The organism is Streptomyces sp. NPDC000941, from assembly GCF_053599555.1.
The window spans coordinates 1-17,292 of the sequence record NZ_JBSFMM010000098.1; the positions used below are offsets into that span (position 1 = coordinate 1).

A 17,292-nucleotide genomic window follows, 5' to 3' on the forward strand; every position below is an offset into this window, starting at 1 on the left:
GCGGCGCCGCCACCCGGCTCGCCTGGCCCGTCGGCCTGGCCGGGCCGGCCCGGCCCGCGGGGCCCACCGGACCTGCCGGGCCCACCGGGTTCGCGGGGGCGCTCATCGGCGGGCCAGGTAGAGCTGGAAGGCGCGGTGGAGCGCGTGGTTGGCGGTGCCGCTCAATGGTGTCTCCCACTCCCCCAGCGTCTCGACGACCTGGCCTCCGGTGCCCAGCTTCCAGCGCATCAGCCCGAACGGCCGTTCGTCGGGGTCGAGTGTGGAGGGTACCCCGCGCATGTCGTAGACCTCCGCGCCCTGGGCGTGGGCGTCCAGCATCATCTGCCACTGCAGGGCGTTGGAGGGGCGTACCTCGCGTCGGTGGTCGGCGGAGGCGCCGGTCTGATACCAGACCCGCCGGCCGACCGTGATCATGGTGTGGGCGGCCAGGATCTCGCCCTCGTACCGGGCGAGGTACAACCTCATCCGGCCCGGCGCCTCAGCGTTGAGGGCCGCGTACTGGCGCTCGTAGTACGTCAGGGAGCGGCCGAGCCGGAAGCCGTCGCGCTCCTCGGTGATCCGCAGCAGCCGGTAGAACTCGGGGAGTTCGGCGGGGCCGCCCAGCTCCACCCGTACGCCCGACTTGTGGGCCCGGCGGATGTTGCGCCGCCACTCCTGGTTGAGCCCGCCCCACAGGTCCTCGCGGGTGCGGCCGGCCAGCGGGACGCGGAAGACATAGCGGGGCTGCGCGTCCCCGGCCCCGTCTCCGTCGTCGCCGCAGCGGCGCCAGCCGCGGGCGCGCAGCCGCTCGGTCACGACGGTGCCCAGTGGGTCGACCTGGCAGGTGAGGACGTCGGACAGCCGGCGTCCTGGGCCGGTGGCCGCCTTGAGCGCGGCGGCGGTCCAGCTGCGGTAGGCGGGCGTGGGGCCGATGCGCACGGCGAATACGCCGGAGGTGCGCAGCTGGCGCAGCAGCGGGTCGAGCCAGCCGTCGATGTCCGGGTCGGTCCAATCGGCGACGGGCCCCTCGGGCAGATAGGCGAAGTACTTCCGGGTGCCGGGCAGCTGGCGCAGCAGCACCAGCGCGACCCCGCTCAACTCTCTCGCCCCCGCCCCCGCCCCCGCCCCCTCGGGCCCGGTCTCCGGGCCCCAGCCGAGCAGTTGGGCCTGCCAGCCGTCCTTCACCGCGGCCCAGGACGGACACTGCAGAAAGCCGGGGCCCAGGGCGGAGCCGGTGCGGGATGCCAGGAAGGTGCGGTACGCCTCGGGGCTGATGGGCCCCAGCCGGGCTTGCCGCGGACGAGGGCTCGCCGTCACGAGCAGCGCTGACACTGCGCCTCCTCGGGTGCCGTTGATGGGAACGCGTCGAAGATTCACAGCCGCCCATGACCGCGCCGAGCGGCGAATGTGACCGGACGATGACCGTTCCTCTGCAGCTGCTGTCACATGGCCGCGAAGGCCGATTCCGGGGCTTTTCGCGGCTTAGAGTCCCGAGCGTCCCGTCATCTCCCCGACCTTCACGGAGGTTTCCGTTGCGCCAGATACGTGTGCGCCCCGCCGCCGCGGCCACGGCCGCCGCCGCCCTGCTGACCGCCGCGCTGACCGGCTGCTCCTCCGGCGGGTCGGCCCCGGCGAAGGCGGACGCGAAGGTCGGCGGCGGGGGCTCGGGCGGCGGCAAGGCGGTGACGGTCACCGTCACGCCCCGGAAAGCGGGCGAACCGGTCAAGGTCGCCGCGAGCGGCGGCACCCTCGCCTCGGTGACCGTCACCGACGGCCGCGGTGGCAGGCTCGGCGGCGCGGTGTCGCACGACCGCCGGACCTGGACCTCCGACCGCAACGCCGCGCCCGGCACCACGTACACCGTCAAGGCGGCCACCCGCGCCGAGGGCGGCGCCGCGGGAAACGCGAAGTCCACCTTCACCACCGCCGCGGCGGGCCTGGTCAACAAGGTGGACTGGCGGCCGGGCGGTGACACCACGGTCGGCGTGGCGCAGCCGATCTCCCTGGTCTTCGACCGCCCGGTGGCGAACAAGGCCGCGGTGGAGAAACAGCTCAAGGTCACCACCTCGAACCACACCGAGGGCTCCTGGGGCTGGATGAAGGACTGGTCGGGCAAGGACCGGGTGGACTGGCGGCCCAAGGAGTACTGGCGGCCCGGTACCCGGGTCACCCTGGACGCCCGGCTCAACGGCACCGACTCGGGCGCGGGCGGCGGCTGGTTCGTACGCGACTACGAGCTCGGCTTCACCGTAGGCGCCCGGCAGGTGGTCAAGGTCGACCTCGACAGCAAGCGGCTCACCCTGGAGCGCGACGGCAAGGCGGTACGGACCTTGCCGGTCTCCGGCGGCACCCCCGGCGCCGACACCGGCTCCTGGCGGGGCACGGAGGTGCTGATGGCCAAGGAGGGCACCATCCGGATGAACTCCGAGACCGTCGGCCTCGGCAACGCCTATGACGAGACGGTCGACTATTCGATGCGGCTGACCTGGTCGGGTACGTACGCGCACGCCGCGCCCTGGAACGCCGCCTACTTCGGCAAGGCCAACAGGAGCCACGGCTGCATCGGCATGAGCGACGCCGACGCCGCATGGCTCTACGGCCAGGCGCGGATCGGCGACCCGTTCGAGGTCAAGGGCGCGGAGACCAAGGGGCGGGTGGCGCTGAACAACGGCTTCGGCGACTGGAACGTCGGCTGGGAGGAGTGGCGGGCCAAGAGCGCCCTGCGCTGATCCGGGCTGGGGCCGAGCGCCCCCTCGGTTCCAGGAGAGCCAGGCCCCAGGAAGGCTCAGCCGTCAACCGCTCAACCGTCAGCCGTTCAGCCATCAGCCGCGATACGGGCGAGCCGGCGCGCCTCGTCGCCGGCGCGGCGGGCGATGTCGTCCTCGTCGGCGGTGAGCAGCCGACCCGACTCCACCACCGGGCGGCCGTCCACGAGCGACAGGGTCACCGGCGCCGGTGGGCCGAGGACCAGCGCCGCGACCGGGTCGGCGATCGTGGAGTGGCCGAGGCCGTCGAGCTTCCACAGCACCAGGTCGGCCAGTTTGCCCGGCTCCAGGGAGCCGATCTGCTCGTGGCGGCCGAGCACCCGCGCCCCGCCGTAGGTGCCGAGGCGCAGCGCCTGACGGGCGTTCAGCGCCGTCTCGCGGTGGGTGCCCAGGCGGTTGATCAGCAGGGCGTTGCGCAGTTCGGTGTGCAGTTCGCCGGACTCGTTGGAGGCGGTGCCGTCCACGCCGAGGCCGACCGGTACGCCGGCGGCCAGCAGGTCGGGGACGCGGGCGATGCCGGCGGCCAGGCGGGCGTTGGACGAGGGGCAGTGCGCCACGCCCGTACCGGTGCGGGCGAAGGCCGCGATGTCGGCGTCGTTCATATGGACGCAGTGCGCCATCCACACGTCCTCGCCCAGCCAGCCGGTCGACTCGAAGTAGTCGGTCGGGCCCATGCCGAACAGCTCGTGGCAGAACTTCTCCTCCTCCACCGTCTCCGAGCCGTGGGTGTGCAGCCGTACGCCCTTGCGGCGGGCCAGGACCGCGGCCTCGCGGAGCAGTTCGGTGGAGACTGAGAAGGGCGAGCAGGGCGCGACCGCGATCTGCAGCATGGAGTCGTACGAGGGGTCGTGGTGGGCGTCGATCGCCTCCTCGGTGGCGCGCAGCGCGTCCTCGATGGTCTCGACGGCGAAGTCGGGCGGCAGCCCGCCGTCCGATTCGCCGCGGTCCATGGAGCCGCGCGCGGCCGTGAACCGTACGCCCAGCTCCCTGGCCGCGCGCAGTTCGGCGCCCAGCAGGTCGCCCGCGCCGCGCGGGAAGACGTAGTGGTGGTCCATGGCGCAGGTGACGCCGCCGCGGACCATCATGGCCAGCGAGGCGCGCGCCGACTCGTACACCATGGGCTCGTCGATCCGCGCCCAGACCGGGTAGAGGGCGACCAGCCAGTTGAAGAGGTTGTGGTCCTGGGCCAGGCCGCGGGTGATCCACTGGTAGAAGTGGTGGTGGGTGTTGACCAGGCCGGGGGTCGCCAGCCGGCCGGTGCCGTCGACTCTGCGGACCACCCCGTCGAGGTCGGCGGGCGCGGGGCCCGGTCCCACCGACTCCAGGCGGTTGCCCGCGATGACGATGTGGCCGCTGGTGTACTCGGTGTCGTGGGCGTCCACGGTCGCGATGGCGCAGTTCTCGATGACGATGCGCTTCGCTGCCGCGGTGCTGTTCGGTTCTGCGGTGCTGTTCGGTTCTGCGGGCCGGTTCATGTCTGTCGTGGCGCCCTTCAGTCGGTGGCGATCCGGGGCCGGACGCCGTCCCGCAGGATCGTGGCCTCGATGAGGCCGTACGGCCGGTCGGCGGCGAAATAGACCTCGTTGTCGTTCTTCAGGCCGAAGGGTTCCAGGTCGACCAGGAAGTGGTGCTTGTTGGGCAGCGAGAGCCGTATTTCGTCGATCGCGGGCCGGTTTTCGATCACGCGGGCGCCCATCTGGTACAGCGTCTGCTGGAGCGAGAGCGAGTACGTCTCGGCGAAGGCGGCCAGCAGGTCGGCTCTGGCCCCGGCGTATTCCCGCTCCCAGTCCGGCGCGGGCTCGCCACCGTCGCCGCCGTCACCGTCACCGTCACCGGAACACCAGCCGTAGCGCCACCGGGCCTGCACATCGGTGGCGAGGATACGGTCGCGCACCTCCGGCAGCGTGGTGTATTTGTCCTTGACGAAGCCCCAGAACTCCGAGTCGGTGGAGTTCAGCACGGTCAGCCCCGTCAGCCCGGAGATCACCTCCCACCGCTCTCCGTCGAAGGTGACCTGGGCGGTGCGGGTCTCCTGTCCCGTACGGACGAAGGAGTGGCGGGCCGCCCCCGCGGTCTCGATCCGCTCCCAGCCGTACTCCTCGATCCGGATCCGGGCGGTGTGGATGGCGTCCTGGCCGGTGACGAAGTGACGGGCGAGCAGGATGCCGAACTGCTCGGGCGAGGCGATGCCGTGTTCCTTGGCGAAGGCGTACACGGTGTTCTTGGTGGTGTCCGTCGGCAGCACGTTGGCGTTGCTGCCGGAGAGGTGGACCTCGTCCATGTCGCCGGAGAGCGCCACCGACACGTTCAGGTCCTTGATGTGGTGGACGGCGCCGTCCCGCACGATCCGGACGACGCGGGTTTCCGCCTTGCCGTACTGGTTCTGGCCGAGTGTGGGCATCGGGTGCTAGCTCCCTCGGTATACGGAGTAGCCGAACGGGTTGAGCAGCAGGGGCACGTGGTAGTGCTCCCCGGGCTCGACGGCGAAGACCACCGCCACCTCCGGGAAGAAGGCTCCGTATCCCTGCCCCTCGGCTGATGGGTGTCCCGCGCGGGCGAGATACGGCTCGACCTCGAACCGCAGCCGTACGTGCGCGGTGCCCTCGGGGAGGGCGGGCAGGTCCTTGCAGCGGCCGTCGGCGTCCGTGCTGGAGCCGGCGTGGGCCGCCCAGGGCGCGTCGCCCGCGGGGCGGACGGACAGCTCGACGGCCACTCCGGCGGCCGGGCGGCCGAGGGCGGTGTCCAGGATGTGCGTGGACACGGAGGTGTGCGGGGTGTGCGAGGTGGTGTGCGGGGTGGTGTGCCACGGGTGCGGGGTGGTGTGCGTACCGGGCGTCTTGGCTGTCACCGCTCCCCTCCCTCCTCGTCCCTGGTCATGAGCCGGGCCAGCCGGTTGCGATTGATCTTGCCCAGCTCGGTGCGGACGATCTCGCGTTCGGTGTCGGTGTCGTTGCCGATCCGCTCGTTGAGAGCAGCCAGCATCTCCTCGCCGCCGCGCCCGGTGGCGCAGATGAGGAAGACATGCCCATGGCGCTCCTGGTAGGCGCGGTTCAGCTTCAGCAGCCGCGCGCGCTCGGCCTCCCCCACCCCGCTCTGCTCGCGCGCCGAGGTGGCGTCGCCGGGCTTCGGCCGCCCTATGGGCGGGTGCCCGGCCATCGCCTCGGCGAGGTCGGCGTCGGTCAGCCCCGCCATGGCCTGCTCGGCGGCGGTCAGCAGCGCGTCGACGCTGCCGTACGGCCGCCCGGCGGCCACCGTCGCCGCCCACGCCCGGCTGGCGCACACCTCGTGCAGCAGCGCGGCGACGCCCGGCCCGTCCGCTGCGTTGAACCGGGCCAGTCCCGGCGGAGCGCTGGTAGTCACACTCGCAAGCTAGGAGCCGCCCCCACGAGACGTCAACAGTTTGTTGAAAAGTTCGGGTGGCGCCGCGCAAGAACACAGTGGCACCTCGGGCTGCGCCGCCCGCCACGCAAACGTCGGCGGCACACTGGAGACGACGGAGCGACCGCCGGGCGGCCTCCGGCGGCCGAGGGGCCGCGACCTCGCCTTCCGGTCGGTCGGTGGTGGATCAGTACGGCGGGAGCGGAGATGGCCGAGGCTTTCGGCGCGGCCGCGCGGGACGGACCTGCGAGCGTGGCCTGCCAGATGGACGAGACCGGGTTGCGCCGCCTGCTCGACGGTCTCACCGCGGTCCGGGACGGCGATTTTCGCACCCGGATCCCCGAAGACGGCGACGGGTTGCTCGGTGAGATCGCCACCGTCTTCAACGGCATGCTGGACCAGCTGTCACGGTTCACCTCAGAGGTGACCCGGGTGGCCCGCGAGGTCGGCAGCGAGGGCCGCCTCGGCGGACAGGCCCGGGTGCCGGACGTGTCGGGGTCGTGGAAGGACCTCACCGAGTCGGTGAACGCGATGGCGGGGAACCTCACCACTCAGGTGCGGAACATCGCGCAGGTGGCCACCGCCGTGGCCTGCGGCGATCTCTCCCAGAAGATCACCGTGGACGCTCGCGGGGAGATCCTGGAGCTCAAGGAGACCATCAACACGATGGTCGACCAGCTTTCGGCGTTCGCCGACGAGGTGACCCGGGTGGCCCGCGAGGTGGGCACCGAGGGCAACCTCGGCGGCCAGGCCACCGTCCGCGGGGTCTCCGGCACCTGGAAGGACCTCACCGACAACGTCAATGTCATGGCATCCAACCTCACCGGCCAGGTGCGGAACATCGCGCAGGTGGCCACCGCGGTCGCCCGGGGCGACCTCTCCCAGCGGATCGTCGTCGAGGCCAAGGGGGAGGTCGCGGCCCTCGCCGGGGTCATCAACACCATGGTCGACACGCTGTCCGCGTTCGCCGACGAGGTGACCAGGGTGGCCTCCGAGGTGGGCACCGACGGCATCCTCGGCGGCCAGGCCCGGGTGCCGCATGTGGCGGGCACCTGGAAGGACCTCACGGACAGCGTCAACTCCATGGCGAACAACCTGACCGGCCAGGTCCGCAATATCGCCCAGGTCACCACCGCCGTCGCGGGCGGCGACCTCCACCGCAAGATAGACGTGGACGCCCGCGGGGAGATCCTGGAGCTCAAGACCACCATCAACACCATGGTCGACCAGCTGTCCTCCTTCGCCGCGGAGGTGACCCGGGTGGCTCGCGAGGTCGGCAGCGAGGGCCGCCTCGGCGGACAGGCCGAGGTGGAAGGCGTCTCGGGCACCTGGAAGCGGCTCACGGAGAACGTCAACGAGCTGGCCGGCAACCTCACCCGGCAGGTCCGCGCGATCGCCGAGGTCACCAGTGCGGTGGCCGAGGGTGACCTCACCCGCTCCATCACCGTGGACGCCTCCGGAGAGGTCGCCGAGCTCAAGGACAACATCAACGCCATGGTGAAGTCGCTGCGCCAGACCACCCGGGCCAACCAGGAGCAGGACTGGCTCAAGACCAACCTGGCCCGGATCTCCGGCCTGATACAGGGCCGCCGCGATCTCGCCGACGTCGCCGGGCTGATCATGGACGAGCTGGTACCGCTGGTCTCCGCCCAGTACGGCGCCTTCTTCCTCGCCGAGGACACCCATGAAGGCGTGCGGCTGTGCCTCATCGACTCCTACGGACGTCCCGAGGGCTCCCGCCGCCCCACCCGGTTCCGGCTCGGCGAGTCGCTGGTGGGTCAGGCCGCCCGCAGCCGGCGCACCATCGCGGTGGACGACGTCCCGGCCGATTACGTCATCTCCTCCGGGCTCGGCGGCGCGGCCCCCGCCAGCCTGGTCGTGCTGCCCGTCATGGCGGAGGAGCAGGTGCTCGGCGTCATCGAGCTGGCCTCCACCGGCCGCTTCACCCCGGTGCAGCGGGACTTCCTGGACCAGCTGATGGAGACCGTCGGCGGCAACGTCAACGCCATCATCGCGGGCGCCCGCACCGACGAGCTCCTGGGCGAGTCCCAGCGCCTCGCGGGCGAGCTTCAGGCACGTTCGGAGGAACTCCAGGTCCGCCAGGAGGAGCTGCAGCACTCCAACGCCGAACTGCAGGAGAAGGCCGCGCTGCTGGCCAGCCAGAACCGGGACATCGAGACGAAGACCCAGGAGATCGAGCAGGCACGGCAGGAGCTCGAGGCCCGGGCCCGGGAGCTCGCCCGTGCTTCTCGGTACAAGTCGGAGTTCCTGGCCAACATGAGCCACGAGCTGCGGACCCCGCTCAACAGCCTGCTCATCCTCGCCCAGCTGTTGGCCCAGAACCCCAGCCGCAACCTCACCCCGAAACAGGTGGAGTACGCGGAAGTCATCCACTCCGCCGGCTCCGACCTGCTCCAGCTGATCAACGACATCCTCGACCTGTCCAAGGTCGAGGCGGGGAAGATGGACATCAGCCCCGAGCGTTTCCGGCTGCGCCGGCTGCTGGACTCCCTGGAGGCCGCCTTCCGCCCCCTGACCTCCCAGAAGGGGCTGGAGTTCCAGGTCGTCACGGCGCCCGAAGTCCCGTCCGAGCTGGTCACCGACGAGTCCCGGCTGCGCCAGGTGCTCCGGAACCTGCTCTCCAACGCGGTGAAGTTCACCGAGGCAGGCCATGTCGAACTGCGGATCGAACCCGTCGAGGAGGCCGCCGACCTGCCCGACTCCGTCCGCCGCTCCGGCCGCCCCGCCCTGGCCTTCCGGGTCAGCGACACCGGCATCGGCATCTCGGAACAGCACCTGGAGAGCATCTTCGGCGCCTTCCAGCAGGCCGATGGCACCACCAGCCGCACGTACGGGGGAACCGGCCTGGGCCTGTCCATCTGCCGCGAGATCGCCTACCTGCTCGGCGGCTCCATCCACGCCCGGAGCACCCAGGGCGAGGGCAGCTGCTTCACCCTGTACCTGCCGACCGTGCACCCCTCCGTCCAGGACACCGCGACACCGCATCCGCCGGGCACCGCCACCGCGGCCCCCGCAGCGACAGTGCCCGGCGCAGCGCCCCGCCACCACCGCGGCACCGCACCCGGCGGCCCGGGACGCCCCGGCGAAGCCGGCCACGCCGCGGACCGCCACAGCGTGCCACCCGCAGGGCGCCGCGTGCTGGTCGTCGAGGCCAGGCCGCGGGGGCTGCTGTCCCTGCTGGCCGAGAGCGCTGTCGCCGACCTGCCCGGGATCCCCTCGCCCGTCCGGGTGGACACCGCCGCCGATCCCGGGGAGGCGGCGGCCGCACTGGCCGGCCGGACACACCACTGCGCGGTGGTGGACTGCGGTCTGCCCGGCGAGGGCGCGGGCGAACTGCTGCGTCTCCTCGACACCGACGCCGACACCGACCCGGCCCTGCGCCACGTCCCCGTCCTGGTCCACTGCGGCCACCAGGCGCCCTCGGCCGAGGAGGAGCACCGGCTCCGGGCCCGGGCCGGCGCCCAGCCGCTCGAAGTGCTCACAAGCCTGGACGAGCTGCGGATGCGCATCGTGCTGCACCTGACCGCCGAGCGCCCCGGCGAGGCCCTGCCGCTGGTCCACGCCCCGAAGACCAGTCCGGGGCCCGCACCCCCGGAGGCCGACCCGCTGGCCGGCCGCACCGTACTGATCGTCGACGACGATGCCCGGAACGTCTTCGCCGTCACCGGCATCCTGGAGCTGCACGGCATGCGCGTCGTGCACGCCGAGAACGGCCGTGAAGGCGTGGAGGCGCTGGCCGACGAGGACATCGACCTGGTCCTGATGGACGTGATGATGCCGCAGATGGACGGCTACGCCGCCACCGCGGCGATCCGTGTCATGCCCGGGCGTCGCCGTGTGCCGATCATCGCGGTCACTGCCAAGGCCATGTCCGGTGACCGGGAGAAGTGCCTGGCCGCCGGGGCGGACGACTACGTGCCCAAGCCCGTCGACGCACAGCAGCTGGTCCACTGCATGCGCCGCTGGCTCGACCTGTGATGTGCTTGGGGTGGCCACCCGGCGAGCAGAGCCACCGCCCGCCGGATCCCCGGGCCGAGGAGCAACCCCATGGTGGAGCAGCAGCACGAGCCCACGCGACAGCGGCCCCCTTCCGAACCCGCCGTGCGTCCCGCACCACACGGTGACGCCGGAACGGCCGGGCTGGCGGCCACGGTCGACCGGCTGAGCACCGAGATCCACGCCCTGTGGGAGGACCGCGACGCCCGGGTTCTGGTGGAACTCGCCGAGGGCGTCCTCGTGGAACGGCTGAACTGCGCTCCGGCCGAAGCCGCGCAGCAGCTGCGGACGCTCGCCTCCGACGCCCGGATACCCCTGCCCGAGCTGGCCGCCGACATCATCAACCAGGCCGCCTCGGACGCCACCGCGAGCGCGGTCGCGGAAGCCCGTACCGCGCAGGCCGCCACGTCCGGCACCGGCCGGACGGCAGAGGGAGCCGCGGGGGGCGCCGCGGGCCCGCGGCGCGAAGGGCCCGCCCTACGGCTGCGTACGGCGGAGGCCGCCGCCATCCTGGCCGGTGACGACACCCAGGCGCTCGCCCGCGGCCTCCTCGACCGGGCCCTGAGCCCCTTGGGCGCCACCGCCGCCGCCGTGTGGTCGGCCGCCCCCGACGGCTCCCTCACGCTGGCGGGAGAGGCAGGGTTCGGCCCCGCCGAGGCCGCCCGCTGGCGCTATGTCCCGCCGGGGCTCGGCACCCCGGCCCAGCGGTCCATCACCGAGGACCGAACGCTGTGGATCAACGAGTCCGGCGACCCGCCGCCGCCCAGCATCGGCGGCGGCAGCGGCGGCACACGGGCCGTCGTGCCCGCTCAAGTCGGCGGTCAGCGGGTGGGCGTCCTGGAGGTCCACTGGCCAGGCCCCCACCCCGGGCTCGCCCTCCAACGGCAGCTGGACGCCCTGGCCCAGCTGTGCGCCCTGTCGCTCTCCGACCACGGCGTGGAGCCGGACAGCCCGCCCGGCGGGACCGCCGCCTGGCTCGTCGGACTGCTCGACGGCCTGCTGGACTCCGCCGCCCTGCTGCGCCCGCTGCGGGGCCGCGACGGCCGGATCACCGACTTCATGATCGAGCACACCAACACGCGCTTCACCGACCCGGCCGGCCGTCCCCGTGGCTCCCTGACCGGGCTCCCGCTGCTGGAGGCGTATCCGCTGTTCGCCGCGGAGGACGGCCTGTTCGAGCGGATGAAGCGGGTGCACAGTACTGGGGCTCCGTATCGCAGCCGGAGCACGGTGCTCAGGTTCCCGGGCAGCGCGGCGCGACCGGCTGTGGAAGCTGCCGTGGGGCTGGTCCGCTTCGGCGATGTGGTGCTGCTCAGCTGGCGGCTCCGGGAGGGCGACGCCCGACTGACCGACCTGTTGGAGCACGCCCAGCGGCTCAGCCGGATCGGCGCCTTCGAGGAGAACCTGACCACCGGTGAGATCTCCTGGACCGAGCAGTTGTCCGCCCTGTACGGGCTGGAGCGCGGCGCGGCCCCGGTGCCGCTGCACCAGCTCTCCCGACATGCGCACCCCGACGACACCGGCGCCGTGCGGCGCTTCCTGCGCAGCGTGCTGCATCAGCGGAAGGAGAGCGCGATCACCTTCCGGCTTCGGCGCGCCGACGGGGTGGTCCGCCATCTGCGGGTGGTCGCCGAACCCCTCTGCGACGCCTCCGGGCTCCTGGTCGCGGTACGCGGCGCCTACCAGGACATCTCTCCCCACCGCTGGACCGAGGTCGCGCTGGCCGCCACCCGGGACCGGCTTGCCGGTGCCGAGCAGCAGGCCGCGGAGCGCCATCGGCTGACCCGACAGCTGCAGCGGGCGATCATGCCCCCGACGGAACACCCGGTGTACCGGGCGGGGCTGCGGGTCGCCGTGCGCTACCGCCCGGCGGAGGAGGACCAGCGGGTCGGCGGAGACTGGTACGACGCCGTCGTGTTGCCCGATGGCCGGGTGCTGCTCACGGTCGGTGACATCGCCGGCCACGGCATCGCCGCCGCGACGGGCATGGTCGTCCTGCGCAACGCCCTGCGCGGCCTGGCCGTCACCGGTGCGGGGCCGGGCCGGCTGCTCTCCTGGCTCAACACCGTCGCGTGCTGCCTCCCCGAGCAGGTCACCGCGACAGTCGTCTGCGGCCTGTTCGATCCGGCCGCCCGGACCCTGCGCTGGGCCAACGCCGGACACGTGCCCCCGATCCTCGTCAGCCGCGGGAAGGCCGAAGCGCTCACGCCGCCGGACGGTGTGCTGCTGGGCGCTGTCGCTGCCGCCTCGTACGAGGAGACCCAGCACGAGCTGCGACGGCACGACATCCTGCTGGTGTACACCGACGGCCTGATCGAGCGCCGCGACAGCGGCATCGACCAAGCCCTTGGGCAGCTCCTCGCCGCCGCCGGCCGCCCGGTGGACGACCTCGAGGACTATCTGGACGACCTGCTGTCCTGCGACATCGCCGACACCGACGACGACACCTGCCTGATCGCGGTTCAACCGACCTGATCGTCGCGGTGCGCCGGGTCAGTCGTCCTGCCGCGGCCGCTCACCGCGCCCACGCGCTTTGGCCCGCTGCTCATCGGCGTAATTGAGGTAGTTGTAGACGGTGAAGCGGCTGACGCCGAGCGCGGTCGCGACCGTCTCCACGCCGTGGCGCATGGAGAAGGCGCCGCGCTGTTCGAGGAGGCGGACGACCGACTGCTTGGTCTTGCGGTCCAGGTCGGCGAGCGGGACGCCGTGGCGGCGGCGGAGCTCGGCGAGGATGTGGTCGAGCGAGTCGGAGAGGTGCGGCAGCCGTACGGCCACGACCTCCCGGCCCTCCCAGGAGAGGACCACGTCATCGCCCTGGGCGCTGTCCGGGGCGATCAGCTCGCCGCCGATGGCGTCCACCAGCGGCTTGACCGCCGTGACGAAGGGGTCGTCGGCGGGACGGGTCACCTGCCGCCCTCCCCCGCCTCGCCCGTGGCCGCGGCCGACTCCGGGATGACGTTGACCTGGAGCGAGATCCGGGTCGCCCCCGCCTCCAGGGACTCGCGCAGCAGTTCGTGTACGGCGGCCAGGACGTGCTCCGCGCCGCCCTCCGCCGTGTTGCCGAACGGGCCGACGTCGACGGAGTCCAGCGGGGCGCCCTGGACGATGTCGCGGGCCACCACGGCATGCGGCGGCACCTCGTCGAGGTCGAACGGCTCGGTGGTGAACTCAACCCTCAGTCTCACGCCGCCAACCTACTGCCCTCGCACAGGAGACGTCACGAGCGTCCCACGGCGGTCGGCCCGCCGGACGCAGAACCCCCAAGAACCCCCAAGTCGCCGCCCCCGGCCCCGCGCTTCGGGGAGCATGGGCACAGACCCTCTCTCCCGGAACTCGAACCTCGGAACTCGGAGCCACAGATGACAGAGAGCGTGCCGGTGCGCTGCCCCTCGTGCCGCCGCGAGCAGTCGTTCACTCCGCCCACCTACCCGTGCTCGTGCGGGGCGCCGCTCACCCTCCCCGTGCTGCGCGACGGAGACCCGCAGAAGATCGAGCACCGCACCTGGGACGACACCTGGGTGGCGGCCAACTGCGCCATGTGCGGCCGGCAGGGCCACTGGCCCCAGCCGGAGTTCGGCTGCGCGTGCGGGGCGTTGGTCCGCGTCCCCGTGGCGTCGGCGCCCGACCCCACGGAGCGCGCCCCGGCCACCGCCCGCCCCGGCGGCCCGGCGACGGGGGCCGCCGGACCACCGGGTCGGCCCGTGCTGCGGCCCGCGTTCCGGCCGGTGACGATCCGTACGGCGCGGGACGCGGTGACGGCCGCCGCGCAGTATCTGAAATGGCTCGGCTTCGGCGGTGTGCGGCGGCCGGAGGGGCAGGATGGCTCCGGGGTGGATCTGCGCGGTCCTGGTGTGGTCGCCCAGGTGGACCCGACCACCCGGCCCACCGCGCTGCGCGATATCGAATGTCTGTGGCTGAACGGGCTCAATGAATCCGCCGCCGGCGTCTTCTTCTCGCTCGCGGGCTACGCGAGGGATGCGCGGGCGCGCGCCGACGCGCTGCAGCTGCCGCTTTTCATCATGGATCTGACCGGGACCCCACAGCCCATCAACGACCCCGCGGACACGCTGATCCGGGTGGGGCCGCCCAAGCGGTGAGCCCCTGTTCTGTGTTGGGCCGCTCTGGGTTGGGGCCTTGTTCATTATGACCCGGCAGAGGGTCCTCGGGCCTCCCCTTCGGGGATGATCTTCGGCTCTCCGAAGCGCCCTACGGTGGTGGTCGATCCCCTTTCCGCGACGCTACGGAGCGCTGCCCCATGCCCTCATCCACCCCCGCCGAGCTCACCGTCGAGCGCGACGGCGTGCCGCTGGCCGTACGCGACCACGGCGGCGCCGGCACCCCGCTGCTGCTGCTCCACGGGGCCTCCCGCACCCTCGCCGACTGGTCGGTCGCGGCGGCCGACCTCGCCACGGACCACCGCGTCGTCTCGATGGACCTGCGCGCCCACGGCCGCTCCGGCCCCGGCTCCACACCCTGGACGTTCCCCGCCGTGCTCGACGACATCGAGGCCGTCCTGGATGCCTGCGGCATCGCGGAGGCCATACCGGTCGGCCACTCCCTCGGCGGTATGGCCGCCGCGCTGTACGCGGACGCCCATCCGCACACCCCCGCCGCGGTCAACCTCGACGGCGTCGGCCACGGCCGCCCCGAGCAGTACGTGGGCCTCGACCGGGACACCGTGGTCCAGGGTCTCGACCGCGCCCACCAGTTCTCCGCCGCCGCGATGGGCCGGACCTTTCCGCCGGAGGAGCTGGCGACGACCGTGCTCGCCCAGCAGACGGCGATGGCCCAGGCGCTGGGGATCGCGCCCGAAGTGCTCGACGAGGGCATCCGGCGCGCGCTCGGCGAGACCCCGGAGGGGCAGCTGTATATGCGGCCCGAGCGGGAGCGGGGCCTGGAAATGCTCGGCCAGATGAACGCGCTCGACCTCTTCCCTGTCTATCGCCGCCTCACCCGCCCGGTGCTGATCGTCCGCGCCGGGCGGCTGGTGGCACAGGGCGGCCCGCTGGCGTGGTTCGACGAGCTGATGGCCGCGTACGTCAAGGGCCTCGACCGCGACCTGGGCGGGCTCGCCGCCGCACACCCCCACGTCACCCTCGAAACCCTCGACGCGTCGCATGCGATGCTCCTGGAGCGCCCGAACGCGGTCGCCGGGCTGATCCGCTCCTTCACCGCAGGCACCGCCGGTCTGCGCTCGCGCTCATGACGGACCGGCCCGGCCCTCGGTGAGGGTCGCCTCGATGCTGCCGGCCCGCGGCCACCGCCGGTCCTGCCCGGTCAGCCGGGCGTACGTCCGCTGCCAGGCCGCGTCGGGATCGTCGCTGCCGTCGAGGTGGACCGCGACGAGCTCGGCGATCCGCTCGGTGGCGGCCCGGGCCTGCGGCGGGGCGTCGGGGCGGCGGAGGGCGCTGCCGAGGTAGCCGAGGACGCGGTCGGCGGGGGCGGCGACGGAGACCAGGTCGCGGTCTGTCAGCAGGCCGTCGGCCAGCAGTCGGTCGGCGTCCAGGGTGATCGCCCGCCAGTCGGAGGTCCCGAGGCCGCGCCGGGCCATACCGCGGGCGATCTCGACGTCCCGGGGAGGACGGCCGCGCCGGCTGGCGCGCCGGTCGCCCAGGATCGCGCCGGCGTGGCGGGCCGCGACGGCGGAGGGGGCCGTGGCGTGGCCGACCACCGCCGACCAGAACTCGAACGGCTCGCGGGCGTGCTCGGCCTCCAGATACGCCCAGTCGATGTCCGGGAAGAGGGCGACGAGCCGCTCGGTGTCGGGATAGCCGAGGGTGGAACGCACCCTGCGCAGCCGGCTCGCCAGCTTCTTCGTCGTCAGCTCGCGCTGCGCTCGCTCTTCGAGCGTGGCGAGGGGGTCGGCGGAGGCAAGGGCCTTCTGGCACATCTTGGTGACGGCCGGGCCCACCCGGCCGGTGGCCAGCAGCGCGGACAGGCGGTGAGGGCCGCCACGGCGCAGCATGTTCAGACAGCCGACGAGCTGCTCGGGGGTCTTGAACCGCCCGCGGTCGTGTGTGAACGCGGCCTCGATCAGCTCCGGTTCGGACGCGTGCAGCAAGTGGGGAAAGGCATTGCCTGGGATACGCGACTCGTACGGGGCGAGCGGCACCGAGCCGTCCAGCACCCGGCGGGCCTCCTCGAGACCGTGGTGGAAGTGCGGGGCGAGCAGGGCGAGGTGGATCTCGGGGTCGCCGTGGGCGAGCAGGGCGCGGTGGGTGGGCGGGTCCAGGTCGATCCACTCCGCCAGCATCACCAGCGCCTCGCGGTCGCCACACCGCTTCAGATGCTCGACGACCGCCTCGGGGGCGGCCTGCCGCTGGGCGACCACGTAGAGCGCGAGCAGCCAGCCCGTGTGGTCGGGCAGCAGCGGCATCAGGGCGTCCAGGATCTTGGCGTCGGGTGCGCGCCGCAGCACCTCGCCGGCCGGCCAGGTCCACTCGCGCCAGCGCAGCAGCTTCTCCCGCTCGCGGCCGGTGACCTTGGCGTACGGGACGATCCGCCGGGGGGCGGGCGTGGTGTCGGCGGCGCGCGCCAGCAGATCGGGCCAGGTGGCGTCGCGGTCCGCGCCGGGAAGGGTGCGCACGTCCTCCACGGCGGTCATCAGCCGCAGCCAGGCGTCCGTGTCGGTGCCGAGCACGCCGGCCAGGAAGGTGCGCAGCGCCCGCTCCAACCCGAGCATGGCCGGGGATTCGGACTGGCGCCACACCGGCATGGTGTACCGGGCAGGGATGGCGGCGAGCAGGTCCGGCCCGGTGACGGTGCCCGCGAGCCAGGCCGTGTCCAGTTCGCCGCGGAGCGATCCGGCGATCCCCAGCTTGTCGCTCCAGATGCGGTCCTCGCGGACCCTGCTCAACACCCGGCGGGTGTCGGGCTCCGGCACCAGGCTCAGCGGGTCGGCGATCCCGCGGCCGTCCCACGCTTCCCAGGCGTCGCGCACCCAGGCCGGGAACCGAGCGCCCGGCCAGAAGGTGACATGCGTGGCGGCCAGGCGGCGCAGCACGCCTTCGTCCGTGGGCAGCGGAGGGGCGCCCCGCGAAAGCCCGCGCAGTGTGTCGATTCCGGCCAGTGCCGAACGCCGCCCTGTCATCAGTGCCCCCCGTGGTGCCCCGCCATACCGCTTGCCGTACTGATGACAGTCCATCACGCGGCA

13 protein-coding genes are annotated in these 17,292 nt (G+C 72.8%); 5 read left to right on the forward strand and 8 right to left on the reverse strand.

Translation table 11 applies throughout. The features are described from left to right. Positions 1-102: 102 nt before the first annotated feature. Positions 103-1,311 carry a lipid II:glycine glycyltransferase FemX gene (locus ACWDSL_RS28390; RefSeq protein WP_450490098.1) on the reverse strand — a complete coding sequence of 403 codons (1,209 nt, stop codon included), beginning with the start codon at positions 1,309-1,311 and terminating at the stop codon, positions 103-105. Positions 1,312-1,511: 200 nt separating this feature from the next. Between ACWDSL_RS28390 and ACWDSL_RS28395 the strand changes: the two genes are divergently transcribed. Beyond that, positions 1,512-2,708: an Ig-like domain-containing protein gene (locus ACWDSL_RS28395; protein WP_450490100.1), complete on the forward strand. Its 1,197-nt coding sequence runs from the start codon at positions 1,512-1,514 to the stop codon at positions 2,706-2,708. An 86-nt stretch (positions 2,709-2,794) separates the two neighbouring features. Here the strand turns inward: ACWDSL_RS28395 and ACWDSL_RS28400 are convergent, their stop codons facing one another. The 4 genes from ACWDSL_RS28400 to uraD form a co-directional block, all read right to left on the reverse strand. After that, positions 2,795-4,219 carry an 8-oxoguanine deaminase gene (locus ACWDSL_RS28400; protein ID WP_450490102.1) on the reverse strand — a complete coding sequence of 475 codons (1,425 nt, stop codon included), beginning with the start codon at positions 4,217-4,219 and terminating at the stop codon, positions 2,795-2,797. A gap of 17 nt (positions 4,220-4,236) precedes the next feature. Then, positions 4,237-5,145 (reverse strand): factor-independent urate hydroxylase, encoded by a 909-nt coding sequence (pucL, locus tag ACWDSL_RS28405; RefSeq protein WP_450490104.1) that lies wholly within the window; start codon positions 5,143-5,145, stop codon positions 4,237-4,239. Between the two features lie 6 nt (positions 5,146-5,151). Beyond that, entirely contained in the window at positions 5,152-5,505 is a 354-nt protein-coding gene (uraH, locus tag ACWDSL_RS28410) for a hydroxyisourate hydrolase (RefSeq protein ID WP_450490149.1), read from the reverse strand. Between the two features lie 83 nt (positions 5,506-5,588). Next, positions 5,589-6,104 carry a 2-oxo-4-hydroxy-4-carboxy-5-ureidoimidazoline decarboxylase gene (gene uraD, locus ACWDSL_RS28415; RefSeq protein ID WP_450490105.1) on the reverse strand — a complete coding sequence of 172 codons (516 nt, stop codon included), beginning with the start codon at positions 6,102-6,104 and terminating at the stop codon, positions 5,589-5,591. A gap of 282 nt (positions 6,105-6,386) precedes the next feature. Between uraD and ACWDSL_RS28420 the strand changes: the two genes are divergently transcribed. Both ACWDSL_RS28420 and ACWDSL_RS28425 read left to right on the forward strand, forming a co-directional pair. After that, the gene (locus ACWDSL_RS28420; RefSeq protein WP_450490151.1) at positions 6,387-10,121 is read left to right on the forward strand and encodes a HAMP domain-containing protein; all 3,735 of its coding nucleotides are present in this window, start codon (positions 6,387-6,389) and stop codon (positions 10,119-10,121) included. A 69-nt stretch (positions 10,122-10,190) separates the two neighbouring features. Further along, complete coding sequence (locus ACWDSL_RS28425; protein ID WP_450490107.1) at positions 10,191-12,614, forward strand: SpoIIE family protein phosphatase; 2,424 nt, start codon at positions 10,191-10,193, stop codon at positions 12,612-12,614. An 18-nt stretch (positions 12,615-12,632) separates the two neighbouring features. On the opposite strand, the gene ACWDSL_RS28430 is transcribed toward ACWDSL_RS28425, so the two are convergent. After that, positions 12,633-13,046: a helix-turn-helix domain-containing protein gene (locus tag ACWDSL_RS28430; protein ID WP_450490109.1), complete on the reverse strand. Its 414-nt coding sequence runs from the start codon at positions 13,044-13,046 to the stop codon at positions 12,633-12,635. Beyond that, entirely contained in the window at positions 13,043-13,324 is a 282-nt protein-coding gene (locus ACWDSL_RS28435; protein ID WP_089508865.1) for a hypothetical protein, read from the reverse strand. Before ACWDSL_RS28435 ends, ACWDSL_RS28430 begins: the two co-directional genes overlap by 4 nt. 174 nt (positions 13,325-13,498) lie before the next feature. Here ACWDSL_RS28435 and ACWDSL_RS28440 point away from each other — a divergent pair, with 174 nt between their 5' ends. Together ACWDSL_RS28440 and ACWDSL_RS28445 are read left to right on the forward strand one after the other, a co-directional pair. Continuing rightward, positions 13,499-14,236 carry a hypothetical protein gene (locus tag ACWDSL_RS28440; RefSeq protein WP_450490111.1) on the forward strand — a complete coding sequence of 246 codons (738 nt, stop codon included), beginning with the start codon at positions 13,499-13,501 and terminating at the stop codon, positions 14,234-14,236. Between the two features lie 158 nt (positions 14,237-14,394). Continuing rightward, positions 14,395-15,345 (forward strand): alpha/beta fold hydrolase, encoded by a 951-nt coding sequence (locus tag ACWDSL_RS28445; protein WP_450490113.1) that lies wholly within the window; start codon positions 14,395-14,397, stop codon positions 15,343-15,345. Here ACWDSL_RS28445 and ACWDSL_RS28450 read toward each other — a convergent pair. Continuing rightward, positions 15,340-17,229, reverse strand: coding sequence for a hypothetical protein (locus ACWDSL_RS28450; RefSeq protein WP_450490115.1), 1,890 nt, complete (start codon positions 17,227-17,229; stop codon positions 15,340-15,342). The two genes, ACWDSL_RS28445 and ACWDSL_RS28450, sit on opposite strands and share 6 nt — an antisense overlap. Positions 17,230-17,292: the final 63 nt, after the last annotated feature.

Excerpts from the sequence above, each read along its gene's own strand:
- ACWDSL_RS28400 (WP_450490102.1), bottom strand. The coding sequence starts at position 4,219 with ATGAACCGGCCCGCAGAACCGAACAGCACCGCAGAACCGAACAGCACC.
- pucL (WP_450490104.1), bottom strand. The coding sequence starts at position 5,145 with ATGCCCACACTCGGCCAGAACCAGTACGGCAAGGCGGAAACCCGCGTC.
- ACWDSL_RS28420 (WP_450490151.1), top strand. The coding sequence starts at position 6,387 with ATGGACGAGACCGGGTTGCGCCGCCTGCTCGACGGTCTCACCGCGGTC.
- ACWDSL_RS28425 (WP_450490107.1), top strand. The coding sequence starts at position 10,191 with ATGGTGGAGCAGCAGCACGAGCCCACGCGACAGCGGCCCCCTTCCGAA.
- ACWDSL_RS28440 (WP_450490111.1), top strand. The coding sequence starts at position 13,499 with ATGACAGAGAGCGTGCCGGTGCGCTGCCCCTCGTGCCGCCGCGAGCAG.
- ACWDSL_RS28445 (WP_450490113.1), top strand. The coding sequence starts at position 14,395 with ATGCCCTCATCCACCCCCGCCGAGCTCACCGTCGAGCGCGACGGCGTG.
- ACWDSL_RS28450 (WP_450490115.1), bottom strand. The coding sequence starts at position 17,229 with ATGACAGGGCGGCGTTCGGCACTGGCCGGAATCGACACACTGCGCGGG.